The sequence below is a fragment of the Streptomyces sp. TRM68367 genome (assembly GCF_014495685.1).
Taxonomy (GTDB): Bacteria; Actinomycetota; Actinomycetes; order Streptomycetales; family Streptomycetaceae; genus Streptomyces.
Genome location: NZ_JACTVI010000069.1, coordinates 1 through 16839 on the forward strand (window position 1 = coordinate 1; position 16839 = coordinate 16839).

Below are 16839 nucleotides of genomic sequence, written 5' to 3' on the forward strand. Positions count from 1 at the left end.
CAAGAATCCGACGCCTCCCTGATCCTCGGAACCGAACAACGAATCGCTCTTGACCTTCACTGGGCAGGAGCCGTGCGACAGCCTCGCCATCTTCGCGTGGAGGTTCCGAAACCCCCGGCGGACTCGGGCTGGGGTGAGCTTGTTCGGCTCGGTCTTCCTCTCCCACGGTCTGCGCAGGTCAGCGGCGAGTGGACGGGTGAGGTTCCCCCGCTGCGCGGGAGGGGCTGACTAGCTGGTCAGGGCGGGTTGACGTGGTTTCAGGTTCACTGGTTCGGCCGCTGCCTGGTCGGCGTAGTGCTTTTCCTCGAACTCGATGGGGCTGAGGTAGCCGAGCCGCTTCTGGATGCGGCGGGGGTTGTAGAAGCCGTCGATGTACTCGAAGAGCGCGAGATTCGCCTCGGCCCTGGTCGTGAAGACGCGGCCACGGATGCACTCGGTCTTGATCAGCATCCACAGGTTCTCCGCCAGGGCATTGTCGAAGGAGTCGCCGACCGAGCCCATGGACGCCTGAACTCCTGCTCTGAGCAGGCGTGTTGTGAGCTTGATGGACGTGTATTGCGTGCCGTGGTCGGCATGGTGGACGAGTTCGCCGGGGGCGACCTCGCGGCTGGCCAGCGCGTACTCGAGGGAGGTGAGGACCAGGTCGGCGTCCGCGCGGGCGGAGGTCTCCCAGGCCACGACTCTGCGGGAGAAGGCATCACGGATCGCCGACAGCCACAGTGGCCCCTCCAGGGTGGGGATCATGGTCAGGTCGGTGACCCACAGCCGGTTCGGCGCGGGTGCCGTGAAGTCGCGTTGCACCAGGTCAGGGGCGAGGTCGGCGTCCGGATCGCGGCGGGTGAAGCCCTTGCTCCTGCGGGGTGGCTGATCCCGGCCAGGCCGGCCTGGCGCATGAGCCGCTCGACCCGCTTGCGGCCGACGTGGACGCCCTCGCGCTTCAGGACGGCATGGACCCTGGGCGATCCGTAGATCCCGCCGGAGTCCTGGTGGATCTGCCGGATCTGCCCGGTCAGCTCGGTGTCCTGGCGGCGCCGTTCACAGGGTTGCTCCTCGGACCGGCGCCAGCGGTAGTAGGTGGAGGAAGGGATGTGCAGTTCCCGGAGTACGGGCTCGACCCCCAGGTGCGGGTGCTCGTCGAGGAGCGCTCTCACCTGGGCCGGGTCGGGTCGAGCTGCGCGGCGAAAAAAGCCGAGGCCGTCCGCAGGACCTCATTGGCACGGCGCAGTTCGCGCACCTCCCGCCGCAGCTGGACGAGCTCTTCCTTCTCCTCGGTGGTGAGCAGGTCGTCCCGCTCGCCGGCGTCCGCCTCGGCCTGCCGGATCCAGCCCCGCAGGGCCTCGTGATGCACGCCGAGTTCCTCGGCCATGCGACGGATCACGGGCTTCGGCTCGGCGGTCCGGTACATCCGCACCGCACGCTCACGCAACTCCAGCGGGTATTTCCTCGGGGCAGGCATCGTCAGGGCTCCTCTCATGAAACCCATCTGACCTGCTGTCACCTCTCCTCGCATCTCGGGGGAACCTCATCGCCCCGGCCATAGGTGTGGCAGAACGAGCGCTCCGGGCAGGTCGCGGCGTCCGGACGCAGCCACGGCGAGACGTCGACCGCCAGGACCAAGCGGCCGTCGGCCGCCTTCGGCAGCGACAGCCCCGCAATCGCCCGCCTGAGCCGGGCGACGTCCACACGGCCCCTGTTCAAGCCTCCGTACAAAGCGCCGTGGCCACGGCGGTGTTCCGGCGCGAGTGCCAGGTCCACCAGCGTCTTGACCGGGCCGTCCGTGCAAAGCAGCGCATCCACCAGCTCGAACAAGGCATCCCCGCGCCCGTTCAGGCACTCGTAGAACTCCGCCCGGAAGCGTGACAGCGTCGCGAACGCCTCCCGCTTCTCCGGCTGTTGCAACACACTCATCTCCACGGCCCCGGTCTGGTCAGGTGCATCCTTGGTCGGAGCACAGGATCAAACCGGGGCCGTCGCTGGCTCCGGCGGATGCCCATGTGAGCGACCAAGTTCGAGTTACATTTCGACCTGGCGCGCCGACAGCAGCAAGCTCAAGAGGCGCTGCGATCGCCGAGGTAGTTCGCGTACCCGTCGTCGTCGACCTCGAAAGGCCCTGGCGGAATGACGCAGAACTCGTTCCCCTCGGGATCGGCCATGACCAGGAAACCTCCAGCCGCATACTGGTCGAGCAGCCGACCGCCCAATTTCTCCACTCGCACCTGCTCGGAAGCAGGGTCCGGCGAGGCAACATCGAAATGGACACGGTTCTTGCCGACCTTAGCTTCGGCGACCTTCTGGAAGCCGACCCCCGGACCATCGCCACGCGCGAGCCAGACATACGGGCCTGTCCTGGCCGCGATCGGTCTTCCCAGGAGCTCGGCCCAGAACGATGCCAACCGTTCCGGGTCAACGCAGTCGATGATGAGGTCCTTGATCTCCATCTGAGTGCCTGCCATGGATCGATCTTCGCAGGACGCGGGACTCACCCCGGCCGGAGTCAGCAAGCCCAGACACCGTCGGCTGACAGGCACAGACGTTAAACGACAAGCTAAATGCTTGTTGCTGAACTGACGGCGGTTGAACGCCTGGCAGCGGTTGGGTGCCCGCTGGCGTGTACAGCCGCGTGGGTCTCCCGCAAACTCAGATGCCTGGCGGCTCTGGTGTGTTAGTTGTTGAGGATGGAACCTGATCTCGTTACCGACGAGCGACTGCACGGTGTTCTCGACGAGCTCGTTCGTAGGGAACCGCTCTTCCACAGGCCAGAGTTCGGAACGACACGCGCCGATTTCGAAGCCATGACGGTGCCCGATTTCTGGGAGACGGGTGCGTCGGGGCGGCGCTACAGCCGCGCGTACGTGCTGGACGTCCTTGAGGAGCGCTACAAGGAACCACCGGTCGAGGAGTGGGAGACAGCCGATTTCCATTGCCGGGAGTTGGCCGCTGACCTGTATCTCCTGACGTACACCCTGGATTTCAAGGGCCGGAAAACACGGTGGGCGACGATCTGGCAGCACTACACCGGCGACTGGAAGATCGTCTACCACCAGGGCACCGTCGTTCAGGATTCGTGAACAGTGAGCGCGTGACACGGGTACGAGCGGCTTGGCCAGGCCGACGACGCTGACGATTGTGGTGGCGGTACAGCAGCGATATACAGCAACCACAGCGACCGCCCCCGTCCGGCAGCGTCCTTGTAGAGGCGTAGCACGACCGTTATGCCCCTCACCGACCGATCCACATAGAGCTACGGATCAGAAGGTGCGGCCATGGTGTGCGCACCACAAGCGCACCAGATCGAGCGGGGAACCGCGGGGAACCACGGTGAAGGCGGCCCATCCTCGCGAGGCCTCACCGTGACCGTTCGCGCAGGTCAGCGTCCAAAGGAACCACAAATGATCGCAGCTTCTGGCGGCTGAACGAAAGCGCCGTCGTCGCCGCCGAGGAGGCCAACGCCTGCGGTGCGCGGGTCTTCGCCATCACCGATGCCGCCAGCCCCGCCCTGGCAGCCGCCGCCGAACAGGTCTTGCTCGTACCCGCTGAGGGCGTGGCGTTCTTTCCGTCACTGACCGCGGCCACATCCCTGGCACTGGCAGTCGTCACCGAACTGGCGGGCATCGACCCGGTCAGGACGAAGGCCGCCATTGAGCGTGCCGAGGCCCAGTGGCTCCGCTTCGGCCTGCTCCACCGCCAGCCGCGCACCCGCTGAGGACGGTGCTGCGGGCACGTAGCTCTGGGCGGTGTGGTGGGCCGCGGACACACGGCCGCGAGCCCACCGTCCACGGACGGCAAGACCGTACCCAGCGCCAGCAACACCGTCCGGCTGTGGAAGCTCTCTTGAGGGGGCACCAGGGCTGCGTAGCCCCAACACTCGGTCGGTAGTAGGGCTCAGCGCCTTCGCGGGCGCGTTCCAGGACCTGGTAGGCCGTTGCCTGGCTACCGAAGAGGATCTCGGTGAAACCAGCGACGCTGTGCTCGCCGACGCTGCTTTCCTGACGAAGTGGGCCTGCTGGCGGACCACCATACCTGCCTTTCAGCTCCCTTACGGCCTGGCCACCGCCATCCCCTCGCGCGTCCTCAAGCGCAGGAGCCCCCCTCGACTTCGGTGAAGCGGCAGCGCGCACGGAGCTCGATCACCGACCGGGCGACGTCCTCGGATACCGATGGACGAACGTGCCTGACGAACCCGTGAGTACCATGCAGGCGAGCAGCAAACGGTCCACTGGCTTTATCGGTGAGTCCTGACACCGGGTGTCGATCGGCGGCGACGCCGCTCGGTGTCGGTGGAGAGTGATATCGCCGAGCCTACGAGTCGGAGCCCAGCTGACTGGGATCCCCCTGCAGATCACCAAACTGTCGCGGGTCGAGATGACGGACCCCGGAGATGACCAGCCACGGCACTGGACACTCCTGGAATTTTCCGCCGAGGAGTCCGCTGCCCAGCGGCTCGCGGATCAGCTCTCTTCCTGCCTCGCCTCATCGGGAGGTTGGTACACGGACTTCCACACCGCTGACGAAACGTTCGTGATCTTTGCCAACAAGGTCTTCCGCTACCCCCGCGGGCAAGCCGAAGGCCGCAGCGAGGCTCAGCAATATGGACGCTCTGTCGGCGTCCCCGAGCCGCAACTGGACTGGCAGGTCTGACCTCGGGCTCCGCGAGAGCGGAGCCCGACCTCAGCTTGACTCTGTCGGGGATCTTGGCGTTTCCCGGTGCCTGAGCGTGATCAACGGGCATGCTCGGGGCTGTTCCGAAGGCCGATGTAGTTGTTGGGGTGTCCGTTGTCCCTCCGTCCCCGTTCCGGTGAGCAAGTCCCTTCTCTGACCGCGCAGATCGCGCGAGCGAGCAACCCGGACGGCACGGCGGCGATATGGGTGCGGGACCGGTTGGACGGGCTGTGGCACGACGAGGACTTCGCCGACTGGTACCCGCGCGACGGCCGTCCCGGTCTTTCGCCCGCCCAGCTGGCCACCGTCTGCGTGCTGCAATTCCTGCTTGGTCTGTCGGACCGGCAAGCAGCAGAATCGGTCCGCTGCCGTATCGATTTCAAATACGCCCTGGCCATGGAGCTGGACGATCCCGGCTTCCACCACAGTGTGCTGGCCGACTTCCGCGAGCGCGTCGCCCAGGACGACCGTGCCGACCGTCTCCTCGACCTGGCGCTCGCCCGTCTGAAGGAGGCCGGACTCGTACGCGAGCGCACCACGCAGAGCACCGATTCCACCCATGTCCTGGCCGCGGTGCGCGACCTGACCCGGATGGAACTGGTCACCGAGGCGGTCCGCGCCGCGCTGGAAGAAACGGCCCGTACGGCCGGGCACCTGCTGGTCGGCTTGGTGGATGAGGAGTGGGGGCGCCGCTACGGCCGTCCGGTCCGCCTGGGCAAGAACCCCGCCTGGCCCAAGACCAGGATCCTCGCCGCCGGCGACGACGCCTGCCGACTGCTGGAGCGCCTCCACCAGCACGGACCGGGCTACCGTCCTGGCCCGCAGGCCGAGGCCCTGCGGCAGATCGTCATGCAGAACTACTACCGCGACGCGGCAGGCCGCCTGCGCTGGCGCACCGCCGACGACGGCGGCCTGCCGCCCTCGTCCTCGGCGATCGTCTTCCCCTACGACACCACAGCGCGCTACGTCCGCCACGGGCACATCATCCGCTGGAAGGGGTTCGCCGCGCATGTCACCGAGACGTGTGCCTCCGACAGCGTCAACGTGATCACGGACGTGGCCACCACCACGGCCGCCACCAACGACGCCCAGGCCCTGCCCGGCATCCACACCCGCCTGGCGCGCCGCGGGCTGCTGCCCGCCGAGCACCTGGTCGACGGCGGCTACACGTCCCTGGTCCACCTGGAGCGGGCCGAGCGCGAACACCAGGTCACCGTCAGCGGGCCGTTGCCGGGCAACCCCACCCGCCAGCACCGCAGGAACGAGGGCTTCGACCGGGACGACTTCCACATCGACTTCGACCGCCGGCAGGTCACGTGTCCCCGGGGCCAGGTCAGCCAGGGCTGGCACGGCCCCTACCCGACATCCTCGCCCACTGCCGCCCCGCTGATCGTGGCGCGGTTCACCAAGGGCCAGTGCCAGCCGTGTCCGGACCGCCCTCGGTGCACCAACTCCCGCGAAAGCGCCCGGAACGTGGGCTTTCCCCCGCGAGAACTCAGCGATCTGCAAGTCCGCGTCCGCGCCGAGCAGCAGAAACCCGACTGGAAGGCCCGCTACGCGGTCCGCTCCGGAGTGGAAGGCACCATCAACGAGTTCGCCCACGGACACGGCATGCGCCACTGCCGCTTCCGAGGACACCCGAAAGCCCACCTGCAACATGTGCTCACGGCGATCGCAGTGAACATCGAGCGCCTCAGCGGCCTGTCACCGACGGAGGAAACCCCTCACCACGGCCACCGACCGCCTTCCAAACCTTCCTGGACGAGCACGAGATCCCTCGGTCGAAATCCTGGCGCACCCTGGGTAGTTGACCTGGCTACCCCAAGATCCCCGACAGACTCAAGCTGCGTCACGACAGGGAGGCCAGGATCTTGGCCTCCTTCTCCGGGGCGATCCCGTGCTCTGCCCACCTCGGGTGGTCCACGGGTCGCTCATCCCGGGCGAGCCATGCCCACGTGTCCCGGACCGTCTCAGCGATCGGCCGGCACCGCAGACCCGCCGCGACCGCCCGCCCGGAGTCCACCGACCACACCCCAGCGTGCGTGCGCCACAGCGGCAGCTCCGTCCACTGCGTGACGCCCTGCTCGATCAGGAGCTCCGGCGCCACCCACACCGGACGGCCGGTGCTGTCCGTCACCTCCAAGCATGCGGCGAGGAAGTCCGCGAAGGTGATCCCCTCCGGATGGGTGAGGTTGTAGCCGCCGCTCGTGGAGGCCGCGGCCTGGTCCACCGCGAACGCGGCAACGTCCCGCACGTCCACCGGCTGGATGCGCTGCTTGGCCGGGGCCGGGGCCACGATGCGCGCGCCCCGCTGGACACGGTGCAGCCACCAGGGCAGGCGGCCGACGTACTCCCCCGGCCCGAGGATCACGCCCGGCCGCAGGAACACCGCGGCCTCCCCGAAAGCCTCCGTCACCGCACGTTCGCCGCCAGCCTTCTGGAAGCCGTACGTCGTGGGGCTGCCGTCCTCGCCCGTATACCCATACGTCTCATCCGCGTCCGGCGGGCACTGAAGCAGCGGGGAAGCATCCGTCAACGACTGGTGCGGCCAACCCTCGTACACGGACACCGTGGAGATGTGGACCCACCGCTGCGCCACGGGCCGGAGCGCAGTGGTGGACAGCAGGACGTCACGGGGCGGGAAGTCGGAGCTGGACGTGTCGATCACCGCATCCCACGGGCCATGCCCGGCGAGGCGGTCCAGGTCCTCCGGGACCGTACGGTCACCGTGAACCGGCTGGACTCCTGCAACGTCCCGACTGGAGCGCCCACGGTTGAAGGTGGTGACCTCCCACCCCCTCGCAAGGGCCTGCTCTGCAATGGACTTGCCCAGGAACCAGGTTCCGCCGATCACCAAAATGCGCATGGTTCCGATCCTGCCGTCCCGACGGCATCAGGGGGAAGTGCACCCCCTGCCAGCGGCCCCACGGCCCGATGTCAGTGCCGCGCCGTACGGTGTTCCTATGTCCCCTCTTCCTCGGCCTGACGGCCAGGTGACGCCTGCCCTCAGCGACATCAACGACCTGATCCGCAGCCTCATGGACCAGCCCACCAGCGAGGAGCGCACCGCGGCCTACGCCGAACTCCTCACCCAGTGGGCGAACGTCAGCCAGGACGACGTGGAGCCTGCCGCGTAATGGGTTGCGCCCCCTGCTCGGCTCATCGAGCGAGGGGGCGCACCAAGGCCCTACCGGCCGCAGCAGCCAGAAGCGAACGGATAGGAATACCGCCACCGTACGGCGCGGCACTGACAACGATCAGCGGCCGGGGTGCGCCTGCTCGAAGTGCTCGGCGATCGCACCCTACACACGCGCCCGGAACGCCTCGGCCCGCGCCTCCGCTCGCGCGACGAGCGCCGCCTCCCACAGCTCCGGATCGAGCGGCACGACGAGCGGCTCCGCCGCCTCATCGCGCCCAGGATTCTCGTCGTGGTGCCAGCCGCAGCCGAGCGGACACGAGAAGCGCACCATGCCGGCGAGCGGATGCCCTGGCATGTACGGGAAGTCAGGCATGGGGATCGTCGTAGGCTCGGGCAACCGCGCCGCAGCATCGGCCCGGCGCGCCGCCTCCAGCTCCGCGAGCTGCTCGCGCGGCGAGCGCTTCGGCAGCCGGGCGAGCCACTCGTCGAGGTCGTCTACGTCGTCCATGCGGCCCAGCATGACACCCCGGACACAGCACAGCGCCCACCTGGTGCCGGTGCCCAGGTGGGCGCTGCAAGGGAGGTCACCGGGGTCGCCTCACTTGAGGACGAACGCCAGGATGCCGGAGATGGCACCCACCACGCCGGTCAGCGCACCGATGGCCGGGATGGGCCACCGGTTGCGCTTGAGTTCCTCCACCTCGTTGCGCATCCTCTCCAACTCACCCTCGAAGTCGGCGCGCAGCTGCCGGACGTCTTGATCGGTGCGGTTCGTCCGCTCGACGAGGACCGCGAGGGAACCCTTGATGTCGGCGAGGCCCGTACGGATCTCCCCTCGTAGTTCGGAGAGCTCAACCGCAAGCGCGGTCTGCTCCGGAGCGCTCACCCCTTCCTGCCCTTGACGTCCTCCGTTAGCCCGGGGCCGTCGGCGTTGCCGACCGCGAGCGCGATGAGCACGGTCATGACCGCGGAACCCGCCGCAAGCGACAGCCCGTCGGCCCACGGCGCGTCCACGATGCCAACCTTGTCCAGCCCCAACGACGCGACCAGCACGCCCGCGGCAGTGCGGACGGCTCGCTCGCCGGTGGCCTTCCAAAAAGCACGGGTGAACATCGGGGTACCCCCTCCTTCTAGACCTTCCGGACCCTCAGCCGGTCCCAGGACGTGCGGCCCGGAGGCCACTTGGACGGCAGCCCGGTGACGCCGAGCTGCCGCAGGTATTCCTCATACGACTCCACGTGTGCCGGCGTGAGCACCGGCCCCGGGGTCTCCTCCTGGAACTGGCCGCAGCCCACCGCCACGAGGCGCTCCCCCATGGCGGTGAACACCCGCGACCGCTTCCCGATGGCCGGCCGCGTGCCGTTCATGAAGAACGAGGCGCCCGGGTACGGCTGCCGCCCGGGCATCCCGCTGGAGGCCACGGTCAGCCTTCCTTCCACACCAGCGCAGTCAGCACAGCACTGGTGACCGTGACCGGCTGATCGGACTGGTTCAGCAGCCGCACACGTATACCCCGCCCCTTGGCCAGCCGCTTCGTCAGCGGCACGACACCGAAGGATCCGCCGGCCGTGCCCGTGATCTCGTCGATCGGGTGGTCCTGCTTGTGCTCGTCACCCTCGTACTCCGACATGCGGACCTGGACGACCTCGCCGACCGGCAGGCCCTCAATCGTCAGGCTGATGCTGCCGGTGAAACGCGCCGCCCCGCGCACGAACACGCTGCCGCCCGTGGCGTGGTCGCTCGCAGTGTCGGCCCACTCCTGCGTGTACTCGATCGAGTCCCACGCGCCGGGCTTGAGCGTGTACGGCTTAGCGAGGCCGAGGTTCACGTAATCGGGCATGTCGTCCTCCTGTGTCTTGCCGGTGGCCCGGGCGACGATCCCCGGGAACACGCGCTCCCTGAACTGCTTCACGCGGGCATCGCCCGGGCAGCTGTGCGCGCTCGGGTTCCACTGGCTGAACTGGCGGTGATAGCCGAACCCGGAGTCATCCCAGGTGCAGCAGATACGCAGCGGGATGCCGTGCTCCTGGTGCAGCCACACCCCGAGCCGGATGAGCGTCTCCACCTGCTCATCCGTCCACGGGTCGCTCGCTTGCAGGTTGGATGCCGACTCCAGCGACACGGCCCCGCTGCCGTCCGAGCGGAGGTTCGCCGCCGCGTTCGCATCCGCCCGCGTCTGCGTCCCGATGTACTGGGCGAGGGAGCCGTCATACCCAAGGCCGAAGTGCGATTCGAGGTTGGTGGAGTCGTGCCAGTACTCATACGTCCGCTCAGGCGTCCACGGCGCGACGATGCTATGCACGATGAACTGCGTCGGCCGGATCGCGGGCTGATCGTCGCTCTCCGGCTGGAGCTCCATCTTCTTCGCGAAAGGGCACCAGGCCATGGGTCACACTCCCTTCGCAGCGAGAAGTTCCCGGATGTCCGCGGCCAGCTCGGCCGACGACACCGGGCCCGACACCGGAGCCGGGTCCGGCGTGGGAGTGCCGACGAGGGCGGGCACGGTCACGTCTCCCTGCTGGTTCAGCAGCCATGCCATGTCAGCCTCCGTGATGTAGCCGGAGCCGCCGTCACCCCACGCTGCCCCCCAGGAGTTGTCCAGCCGGAACTGGCCACCGTCCCACCCGGCGACGATGAGTTCGTGGCCGCCCGCCACCGGGGAGGACGGATCGACGGTGACCGTCCCGTCGGCCGAGGGCTGGAACATGCTGTTCAGCCACAGCACGCCGAGCATGACGGGCCCGTCCTGAAGGGCGGACTTGAGCGCGCCCACGCCGAAACCGTGCGTGTAGCCCGTGGCGAGCCCGAGCTGCTGGAGCGCCTTCGCGGCGGCCAGACTGGAGCTGCCGGTGTCGTCCGGCGGATACGTGCCCGGGATGCTGTCCAGGGTCGTGGCGAGCCCGTACAGGGCCATCGCGAGACCCTCATTCACCTCGCGCACCCCCTGGGTGGTCTGCACGCTGGTGAGGCCCTGCCGTACCGCGCTGTCCGTGCCGAGCAGCCCGGCAGCCGCCTGCCCGGTGCAACTGCCCGTGTCGCCCTGATCGAAGACAGGCACGCGCCGCGTCCACTGCACGGGCTGGATCGCCGACGACGGCAGCACGCCGTGCGCGAACCGCAGCGACCGTGCATCGTGCTCTACGTGCCGCCCGAGACGGTACGGCCCTGCCCCTTCCGGGATGTGAGTTACCTGCATGCTCAACTCCGTCTCAGTTCTCGTCACACGGGTGAATAGCCGGACAGGCGCCGCGCCGTCGCGTCCGGGATGCCGGCCGCGAGGAGCGCCTGGTAGTCGTCCTGGCTCTCCGCGGCCTCCTGGGCCTGGATGTCGGCCCTGTGCTGGGCCTGGGCCTGCTCAATGGCGGCCCGCTTCGCGTTGTACTCCTCCTCGGTCAGCAGCGTGGCGTCCGCCGGGTGCTGCGGGTCAGCGTCGGTGGTGACGAGTTCCTGCACCGTGCCGTCGGGGAACTCGTAGTAGAACGTCTGCTGTGTTCCTGCCATCGATCCCGCTCCTTAGGCCTCAGCGATGCTGTTGAGGAACACGCGCAGGGTGGCCTGAATGCGGGTGATCTCCGCCCCGCCAGACCCCCGGCCTGCCTGAATGTTCATGGTGATAGTCCGCGTCTCGCCCGGAGCAAGCCGCACCTCGTTGATCTTGTTTTCCTGCACGTGCGTGCCGAAGATCGTCGAGCTGCCTGTGTTGCCCAGGTACGACAGGTCGTCGTTGTCCAGGCCAGTAGCGCCGCCGCTGTCCGGCGGAAGGGTCAGGTCCAGGTCAACCTCCCTGAACAGCAGCCCGAGCGCAGGACGACACGGGTCCGGATTGGTGACCGTGATACTGAGGGTGTCGATCGTCGTCTGATCGCTCGCCGGCACGGCGATCGGAGTTGCCAACGTGCCGTTCTTCGACGCGTTGAAATAGCTCTGCATCAGGGGAGGTTCGCCCTTGAGTTCGCCCGTGGCCGGGTCGCAGTAGACGCCTGTCGCGTTCGTGTCGATCGGGCACGCGTACGGCCACGCCGCGGTCTTCGCGGTCAGGGGCTCTGCCTGGGTACCAGCACCGGTGATACCGCAACCGGCGGTCACAGACGCCAAGCCTGCGGGCACGTACAGACCGCCGGAATCGATCGTGAGCGCGTTGCCGGGCGTCGGGGACACGTCCGCGCCGACCACGTACGGACTGGACGTGCTGCCGTTGCCGTCCACCGTGGTGCCAGAACCTGCAATGACCGTGCACTTGCACCCACGTGCACCACTGCAACAGGCCAAGGGGACCACTCCTGTCGGAGAGCTACGCCCGGCCCAGAACCAGCGGCAATCTCAGTTTATGGGCCCCGCCCATCAGGCACGGGGCACCAGTCGGCGACGCTACCCCGCGGTTTGGGTGTACCCGGTCAGCCGCTGCGCGGTGGCGGCCGGGATCCCCGCGCCGATCAGCGCGTCATAGTCGGCTCTCGCCTCATGCTGCCGCGCTGCTTCGGCGTCGACGACGCGCTGCCCGTTCGCCGCGTTGATCTCGTCCAGCCGCGCCTGATACTCGTCCTGCGTGACGATGCGGCCCGGCGACGGCAGTGCTTGTGAGCCGGGCTGTCCCTGCTCCCACGACGTGGCGTACACGCCGCCGTTGTCGAGGAGCGCGTACAGGGTCTCCATCGGCGTGGTGCTGGGCTCGGCCGGGAAGGTCATCGAGGTTCTCCTAGCGCGTGAAGAAGAAGGCACGCAGGATCCCCTGCACGCTCGTGATGTTCGTGGTGCCCTCGGAACGCCCGGCGGTGGCGTCGAAACACACGTCGACGCTGGCGCCAGGGGCTACGAAGCCTTGCCCGAGCACCTTCGTGTTCTGGTCGTGCCAGCCCTGATACGTCTGGTTCGACAGGTTGCGGACGCGGGTCATGTTGTCGCCGGTCTGCCCGGTCTCGATGGCACTGTTAGGGCCGAGATCCACGGTGATGTCGACCTCGCGGGACACGATCAACGTTGCCGGACGACAAGGGTCCGGGTTGACGAACGTGGCACAGAACGTCGCGATGGTCTCGTTGATGCCCGTCGGCCCTGGAAGTGGTGGGCTGAACGTCTGGCTGAAGAACTGCGACGACGAAGATGAGTACGGCTTCGGCTCACCCCGCAGTTGCCCGGTGGCCGGGTCGCAGTAGACCCCCGTGGAGCTGGCGGCGATGTCGCACGCGTACGGCCACGCGCCCACCGCGACGGTGAGCGGCGCCTCATCGGAGCCATCACCGGTCAGCCCGCACCCCGTTGTGGGCAAGGCGCCGGTGGCGCTGATGACGACAGGGTTGGACGTGCTGCCGCTGCCGTCCACCGTGACACCGGGACCCGCGACAATCGTGCACTTGCACCCGCGGGCGCCATTGCAGCAGGCCAAGGGGACCACTCCCAACCGGAAGAGCTCTCGCCCGGCCCACAACCAGCAGCTACAGCAGGAGTCTAGCTTTCGCCTACGTCAAGCATGCTGGCGTCCGGCCCGGTGTAACCGGACAGGCGGCGAGCCGTCTCCTCCGCAAGACCGAGCAGGCTGAGGGCGAGGAAGTCCGCGCGTGAGCGCCCCAGCTCGGCGGCCTCCACCTCGGCGATCCGCGCGGCCTGCACCTCTTCCAGGGCCTTCACCCGCTCCTGATACCGCTCCTCGGACACGAAGCTGCCCGGCCGGCTGAGTTCGGGCACGGCACCAGCCGTCACCTCGATCCGGCCGACAGAGCCGTCTTCGTAGATGACGTGATGGACGGCCCCCGTGTCCTCGGTCGGCTCGAATCCTTCAAGCATGGTTATCCCTCACAGACTGATCATCAGGGCACGGATGATGCCGATGATCCGGTAGTAGTAGGCGCCGCCCGAGCCCCTGCCGACCGTCGCGCCGAAGCTGACCGTCATCGACGCCCCCGGGGCGAGCGTGCCACCCGCCAACACCTTCGTCGCCTGCGAGTGGGCGCCGTTGATCTGCGAGGTGCCGCTGTTGCGGGTGTAGTACATCTCGTCACCGTCGAAGCCCGTAGCTGCTCCGGCTCCCGTCGGCAGAACGAGGAACGTGTCTACCTCGCGCTCGACGACGACGAACGCAGGACGGCACGTGTCGGGGTTGGTGATCGACGTGGAGAACGTATCGGCGATCTGGATTGCCCCGGACGGGACTTCCACATCGTTGTACGTGCGTGTCTCCGCGTACCGGGTCATCGACACCTGCCCGCGTGGCTCCGACCGCAGGACTCCGTTGCTGTCGCAGACGACGACGCCGCCGAAGTCGTCCACGCTGCACTCGTAGGGCCACGTGCCGGTGGCGGCCGTGAGCGGTGCACTGCCGGAACCGTCACCGGTCAGGCCGCAGCCGGTGGAGACTGTGGCCGCGCCGGTCGGCACGAAAAGCCCGCCGTCAGGGCCGAACGCGATGTTGTTCCCGGCCTGGTCAGACAGGTCCGCCGAGACGACGCCGGTCGACGAGTCGTACGCGATGCCGTCCCCGGCGGAGATGCACGGCCGGACGTCCTCACAGCCGATCACAGCGGACACGACGTACGGATTCAGCGTGCTGCCAGCGCCCGCCACCTCGGCGTTCTCGCCAGCGATGACGACGCAGTTACAGCCGTCTCCGCCACACTGACACCTGGCCAAGATGCCCACCCCTTCGAGGCGATCCCGGCCCGGCCCACAACCAGCAGCTCACGGCCAGTCTAGAACCCGCACCGGTCAGCCGTAGAGCTCCAGGAACACCGCGCCGTGCATGCCGGGCGTGCCCTGCACGCTCGCCCCGTCGCGCGCGAACCCGCCTGCCGCGCCGCCGCCGTAGCCGCGGCCTGCACCGCCGCCGCCGTTAGATGACCGCGGGAACCCACCGTGCCCCATGTGCGACTCGCCGCCCTCGCCGGACTGGCCCTGAAAGCCGGTCAGCCGAAACGCTCCTCCTCCGTGTCCGCCGCCCATGGCGATCTGGCCCTCACCCGCGAGCGGGCCGGGGGTCCCGGAGAAGCAGACGAAACCGTTACCGGAGTCCATCACGGCCGCGCCGCCCGACCCTCCGTTCGCGGTCACGAGGCCGCCGAACGAGGAGTTACCGCCGTCCCCTCCGTCGGAGTTCGAGCCGCCCGCCGTGCCTCTTTCACCGACGATGATCGTCTCGACCGTGCCGAGCGCGGACGCCTCGATCAACGACTCCGAATAACCGCCGCCGGCACCGCCGGGCTGCGTCACGGTCTCACTCCTCCCAGCCGAGGCGCCTGCCGCTCCGCCGCCAGCACCCTGCACCTTCACACGCACACGCGCCAGCCAGGCAAAGTCAGACTTGCGGAACTGGTAGTTCCCAGGTTCGTTGAACACGAGGACCTGCCGCAGCCCCATCGTGCCCGGCTTCAGGCACAGCTCCCCGGTGGTCTCATCCACGGTGAAGTAGGTGTCACACACGCAGGCACGCGCCATGGGGACTCTCCCAAGCGTTCAAACGGTGCCCGGCCCACAACCAGCGGCTACCAGCAGATTATCCGGCCGCCTCTCCGGTCGCGGTCACGTGTACCTGCACCCCAGCCCCCGCGGGGGCCGTCGGCAGCAGGCCGAGCCCGAGGAGCGGCTGAGTCCGCCACACCCGCACAGTGGCGTGCTCGGCCGTGACCTCCTCCAGCGTCGCCATCACCATCCGGTCGTCACCCGGTGAAGGGTCCACGGGGAGCGCGCTGAGAACCGGGAGCCCTGTGAATGGCTGCGCGTACGTCCAGGTCGCGCGGCCGTCGGCGGCCGTGGAAATGACTGCGGCGGCGGGCGCCGCACCGGGCGGCCCCTGCTCGCCGGGCGGCCCTTGCAGGCCACGCTCGCCCCGGGGCCCCTGCTCGCCCTGCGGCCCCTTCCGGCCCGGCGTCCGGGACAGCGTCCGCGTCTTACGGTTCAGGTCGCGCAGGACGCCGCCCATGGGGTTGTCCAGCGTGCGTCGCGCCGCCGATCCTCGTACCGCCATCAGTCCTCCAGATCGCTGCTCAGCGGCGCGAGCGTGACCTGCACGCTCTCACCATCACCATCCTCGGACACCTTCAACCCGGCGATCTTCAACCGCTGCGTGATCGGCCGGCACGTCACCGCGGTGGCGACGTCTATGCACCAGCCGGGCACCAGCTTGGCCACGTTCACCGCGGCCTCCGGCGACAACGTCACCCGGTCGGAACTGAGGAACACCGGCACCGGATAGTTCGCCGCACGCCGAGACCGGGCCGCCGCCTCCGCCGACGCGCTCGTCGTCACGGACGTCTCCTCCACACTGCGCTCCAGCAGCCCGTAATACGGGTCCACGCCGCCTGACACGCCCTTGATGCCGCTGTCCTCATCCCCATGCACGATGTACCGCGTCGCAAGCGCGGAGCCGTCCTCCGCGACGATCAGCCCCTCCGGCAGGTCGGCGTCCGTGAGCGTGCCGACGTTCGCGCTCCAGTCCTCCGGCATGAGGACGATGGTGGAGCCCACGGCCGTGTAGTCCAGACCGGTATCCGCCAGGTCCCGCAGGTGATCGCCGGTCTGCCCGATGTCCTCGGTGTACTGCCGTCCGCCCTCCACGCCAGAGCGCCCCAGGATCTGCACCGTATGACCCGGATCATCCGGCGCGAAACCATCCTGGATCAGCCAGTTCGCAATGTCGGTGAGGTCCGAGCCGCCGAACACGATGGAGCGGTGAGGCACACGCCTGTCCAGCCACGCCAGCACATCGGAGGCGAACAACTCCACCTGGCCGAACGACCACTCCGCCTGAATAATCGGCCCCTCCCACACGGTCACGCCGTCCCGGGCGATAACCAGCTTGTGGCGCCAGGTGCGGACGTTGCCGAGCTGGGCGCAGCAGTCCGCGTCCGGGTTGATCACGACGTGCGCCGTCGATACCTCGTCCAGAACTCGCGTCCATTCCACGGACGTCAACACGTTCACCGGCGTCACAACCGCCCCGTCGCGGTCGACCACGAAGGCCGTATGAGTGCCGCACCCTGCTGAAGACAACGGGCCCCCTGGGAGAGAACCAGGGCCCGGCCCAAAACCAGCGGCGTGAACTCAGGCTAGCT

At 68.3% G+C, this 16839-nt stretch carries 24 protein-coding genes and 3 pseudogenes; 5 read left to right on the forward strand and 22 right to left on the reverse strand.

The window, feature by feature from the left end:
- The 6 genes and pseudogenes from H8R17_RS49455 to H8R17_RS31955 all read right to left on the reverse strand — a co-directional run.
- Nucleotides 1–201, reverse strand: a pseudogene (locus tag H8R17_RS49455) (hypothetical protein); the annotation flags it as partial.
- A gap of 27 nt (nucleotides 202–228) precedes the next feature.
- Complete coding sequence (locus tag H8R17_RS31935; RefSeq protein WP_187826705.1) at nucleotides 229–801, reverse strand: IS3 family transposase; 573 nt, start codon at nucleotides 799–801, stop codon at nucleotides 229–231.
- On the reverse strand, nucleotides 747–1151 hold the full coding sequence (locus tag H8R17_RS31940) for an IS3 family transposase (RefSeq protein WP_187826706.1): 405 nt from the start codon (nucleotides 1149–1151) through the stop codon (nucleotides 747–749). Before H8R17_RS31940 ends, H8R17_RS31935 begins: the two co-directional genes overlap by 55 nt.
- Nucleotides 1148–1456 (reverse strand): transposase, encoded by a 309-nt coding sequence (locus tag H8R17_RS31945; RefSeq protein ID WP_187826707.1) that lies wholly within the window; start codon nucleotides 1454–1456, stop codon nucleotides 1148–1150. The genes H8R17_RS31940 and H8R17_RS31945 overlap by 4 nt, the downstream gene beginning before the upstream one ends.
- 65 nt (nucleotides 1457–1521) lie before the next feature.
- Nucleotides 1522–1908 (reverse strand): annotated as a pseudogene (locus tag H8R17_RS31950) (transposase); the annotation flags it as partial.
- A 140-nt stretch (nucleotides 1909–2048) separates the two neighbouring features.
- Entirely contained in the window at nucleotides 2049–2453 is a 405-nt protein-coding gene (locus H8R17_RS31955) for a VOC family protein (protein WP_187826708.1), read from the reverse strand.
- A gap of 222 nt (nucleotides 2454–2675) precedes the next feature.
- Here H8R17_RS31955 and H8R17_RS31960 point away from each other — a divergent pair, with 222 nt between their 5' ends.
- The 4 genes and pseudogenes from H8R17_RS31960 to H8R17_RS31975 form a co-directional block, all read left to right on the forward strand.
- The gene (locus H8R17_RS31960) at nucleotides 2676–3068 is read left to right on the forward strand and encodes a DUF4440 domain-containing protein (protein WP_187826709.1); all 393 of its coding nucleotides are present in this window, start codon (nucleotides 2676–2678) and stop codon (nucleotides 3066–3068) included.
- A 473-nt stretch (nucleotides 3069–3541) separates the two neighbouring features.
- Nucleotides 3542–3703, forward strand: a complete 162-nt coding sequence (locus H8R17_RS45900) for a hypothetical protein (RefSeq protein WP_223125730.1) — start codon at nucleotides 3542–3544, stop codon at nucleotides 3701–3703.
- Nucleotides 3704–4362: 659 nt separating this feature from the next.
- Nucleotides 4363–4638, forward strand: a complete 276-nt coding sequence (locus H8R17_RS31970) for a hypothetical protein (RefSeq protein WP_262505655.1) — start codon at nucleotides 4363–4365, stop codon at nucleotides 4636–4638.
- 228 nt (nucleotides 4639–4866) lie between these two features.
- A pseudogene (locus H8R17_RS31975) lies at nucleotides 4867–6294 on the forward strand (IS1182 family transposase); the annotation flags it as partial.
- 214 nt (nucleotides 6295–6508) lie between these two features.
- Here the strand turns inward: H8R17_RS31975 and H8R17_RS31980 are convergent.
- The gene (locus H8R17_RS31980; RefSeq protein WP_187826710.1) at nucleotides 6509–7525 is read right to left on the reverse strand and encodes an NAD-dependent epimerase/dehydratase family protein; all 1017 of its coding nucleotides are present in this window, start codon (nucleotides 7523–7525) and stop codon (nucleotides 6509–6511) included.
- A 97-nt stretch (nucleotides 7526–7622) separates the two neighbouring features.
- Here H8R17_RS31980 and H8R17_RS31985 point away from each other — a divergent pair, with 97 nt between their 5' ends.
- Nucleotides 7623–7796, forward strand: a complete 174-nt coding sequence (locus tag H8R17_RS31985) for a hypothetical protein (RefSeq protein WP_187826711.1) — start codon at nucleotides 7623–7625, stop codon at nucleotides 7794–7796.
- 165 nt (nucleotides 7797–7961) lie between these two features.
- Here the strand turns inward: H8R17_RS31985 and H8R17_RS31990 are convergent, their stop codons facing one another.
- The 15 genes from H8R17_RS31990 to H8R17_RS32060 form a co-directional block, all read right to left on the reverse strand.
- Nucleotides 7962–8306, reverse strand: coding sequence for a hypothetical protein (locus tag H8R17_RS31990; RefSeq protein ID WP_187826712.1), 345 nt, complete (start codon nucleotides 8304–8306; stop codon nucleotides 7962–7964).
- Between the two features lie 90 nt (nucleotides 8307–8396).
- Nucleotides 8397–8684: a hypothetical protein gene (locus H8R17_RS31995; protein ID WP_187826713.1), complete on the reverse strand. Its 288-nt coding sequence runs from the start codon at nucleotides 8682–8684 to the stop codon at nucleotides 8397–8399.
- On the reverse strand, nucleotides 8681–8911 hold the full coding sequence (locus H8R17_RS32000; protein WP_187826714.1) for a holin: 231 nt from the start codon (nucleotides 8909–8911) through the stop codon (nucleotides 8681–8683). Before H8R17_RS32000 ends, H8R17_RS31995 begins: the two co-directional genes overlap by 4 nt.
- 17 nt (nucleotides 8912–8928) lie before the next feature.
- Entirely contained in the window at nucleotides 8929–9219 is a 291-nt protein-coding gene (locus H8R17_RS32005; protein WP_187826715.1) for a hypothetical protein, read from the reverse strand.
- Nucleotides 9220–9221: 2 nt separating this feature from the next.
- On the reverse strand, nucleotides 9222–10184 hold the full coding sequence (locus H8R17_RS32010) for an N-acetylmuramoyl-L-alanine amidase (protein ID WP_187826716.1): 963 nt from the start codon (nucleotides 10182–10184) through the stop codon (nucleotides 9222–9224).
- Between the two features lie 3 nt (nucleotides 10185–10187).
- Nucleotides 10188–10994: a hypothetical protein gene (locus H8R17_RS32015; protein WP_187826717.1), complete on the reverse strand. Its 807-nt coding sequence runs from the start codon at nucleotides 10992–10994 to the stop codon at nucleotides 10188–10190.
- A 23-nt stretch (nucleotides 10995–11017) separates the two neighbouring features.
- Nucleotides 11018–11299 carry a hypothetical protein gene (locus tag H8R17_RS32020; protein WP_187826718.1) on the reverse strand — a complete coding sequence of 94 codons (282 nt, stop codon included), beginning with the start codon at nucleotides 11297–11299 and terminating at the stop codon, nucleotides 11018–11020.
- Between the two features lie 12 nt (nucleotides 11300–11311).
- Nucleotides 11312–12004 (reverse strand): hypothetical protein, encoded by a 693-nt coding sequence (locus H8R17_RS32025; RefSeq protein WP_187826719.1) that lies wholly within the window; start codon nucleotides 12002–12004, stop codon nucleotides 11312–11314.
- Nucleotides 12005–12166: 162 nt separating this feature from the next.
- A complete protein-coding gene (locus H8R17_RS32030) occupies nucleotides 12167–12484 on the reverse strand; it encodes a hypothetical protein (RefSeq protein ID WP_187826720.1) in 318 nt (105 codons plus the stop codon).
- A 10-nt stretch (nucleotides 12485–12494) separates the two neighbouring features.
- The gene (locus H8R17_RS32035) at nucleotides 12495–13118 is read right to left on the reverse strand and encodes a hypothetical protein (protein ID WP_187826721.1); all 624 of its coding nucleotides are present in this window, start codon (nucleotides 13116–13118) and stop codon (nucleotides 12495–12497) included.
- A gap of 125 nt (nucleotides 13119–13243) precedes the next feature.
- Complete coding sequence (locus tag H8R17_RS32040) at nucleotides 13244–13579, reverse strand: hypothetical protein (protein ID WP_187826722.1); 336 nt, start codon at nucleotides 13577–13579, stop codon at nucleotides 13244–13246.
- A 9-nt stretch (nucleotides 13580–13588) separates the two neighbouring features.
- Nucleotides 13589–14320, reverse strand: coding sequence for a hypothetical protein (locus tag H8R17_RS32045; protein WP_187826723.1), 732 nt, complete (start codon nucleotides 14318–14320; stop codon nucleotides 13589–13591).
- A 177-nt stretch (nucleotides 14321–14497) separates the two neighbouring features.
- Nucleotides 14498–15223 (reverse strand): hypothetical protein, encoded by a 726-nt coding sequence (locus H8R17_RS32050; protein WP_187826724.1) that lies wholly within the window; start codon nucleotides 15221–15223, stop codon nucleotides 14498–14500.
- A 58-nt stretch (nucleotides 15224–15281) separates the two neighbouring features.
- On the reverse strand, nucleotides 15282–15752 hold the full coding sequence (locus tag H8R17_RS45905) for a hypothetical protein (protein WP_223125731.1): 471 nt from the start codon (nucleotides 15750–15752) through the stop codon (nucleotides 15282–15284).
- A complete protein-coding gene (locus H8R17_RS32060; RefSeq protein WP_316959586.1) occupies nucleotides 15752–16741 on the reverse strand; it encodes a hypothetical protein in 990 nt (329 codons plus the stop codon). The genes H8R17_RS45905 and H8R17_RS32060 overlap by 1 nt, the downstream gene beginning before the upstream one ends.
- Between the last annotated feature and the right edge of the window lie 98 nt (nucleotides 16742–16839).

Excerpts from the sequence above, each read along its gene's own strand:
- H8R17_RS32020 (WP_187826718.1), bottom strand. The coding sequence starts at position 11,299 with ATGGCAGGAACACAGCAGACGTTCTACTACGAGTTCCCCGACGGCACG.
- H8R17_RS31955 (WP_187826708.1), bottom strand. The coding sequence starts at position 2,453 with ATGGCAGGCACTCAGATGGAGATCAAGGACCTCATCATCGACTGCGTT.
- H8R17_RS31985 (WP_187826711.1), top strand. The coding sequence starts at position 7,623 with ATGTCCCCTCTTCCTCGGCCTGACGGCCAGGTGACGCCTGCCCTCAGC.
- H8R17_RS32040 (WP_187826722.1), bottom strand. The coding sequence starts at position 13,579 with ATGCTTGAAGGATTCGAGCCGACCGAGGACACGGGGGCCGTCCATCAC.
- H8R17_RS45905 (WP_223125731.1), bottom strand. The coding sequence starts at position 15,752 with ATGGCGGTACGAGGATCGGCGGCGCGACGCACGCTGGACAACCCCATG.
- H8R17_RS31980 (WP_187826710.1), bottom strand. The coding sequence starts at position 7,525 with ATGCGCATTTTGGTGATCGGCGGAACCTGGTTCCTGGGCAAGTCCATT.
- H8R17_RS31970 (WP_262505655.1), top strand. The coding sequence starts at position 4,363 with ATGACGGACCCCGGAGATGACCAGCCACGGCACTGGACACTCCTGGAA.
- H8R17_RS31945 (WP_187826707.1), bottom strand. The coding sequence starts at position 1,456 with ATGCCTGCCCCGAGGAAATACCCGCTGGAGTTGCGTGAGCGTGCGGTG.
- H8R17_RS32010 (WP_187826716.1), bottom strand. The coding sequence starts at position 10,184 with ATGGCCTGGTGCCCTTTCGCGAAGAAGATGGAGCTCCAGCCGGAGAGC.
- H8R17_RS31960 (WP_187826709.1), top strand. The coding sequence starts at position 2,676 with ATGGAACCTGATCTCGTTACCGACGAGCGACTGCACGGTGTTCTCGAC.
- H8R17_RS32015 (WP_187826717.1), bottom strand. The coding sequence starts at position 10,994 with ATGCAGGTAACTCACATCCCGGAAGGGGCAGGGCCGTACCGTCTCGGG.
- H8R17_RS32000 (WP_187826714.1), bottom strand. The coding sequence starts at position 8,911 with ATGTTCACCCGTGCTTTTTGGAAGGCCACCGGCGAGCGAGCCGTCCGC.
- H8R17_RS32050 (WP_187826724.1), bottom strand. The coding sequence starts at position 15,223 with ATGGCGCGTGCCTGCGTGTGTGACACCTACTTCACCGTGGATGAGACC.
- H8R17_RS31990 (WP_187826712.1), bottom strand. The coding sequence starts at position 8,306 with ATGGACGACGTAGACGACCTCGACGAGTGGCTCGCCCGGCTGCCGAAG.
- H8R17_RS32030 (WP_187826720.1), bottom strand. The coding sequence starts at position 12,484 with ATGACCTTCCCGGCCGAGCCCAGCACCACGCCGATGGAGACCCTGTAC.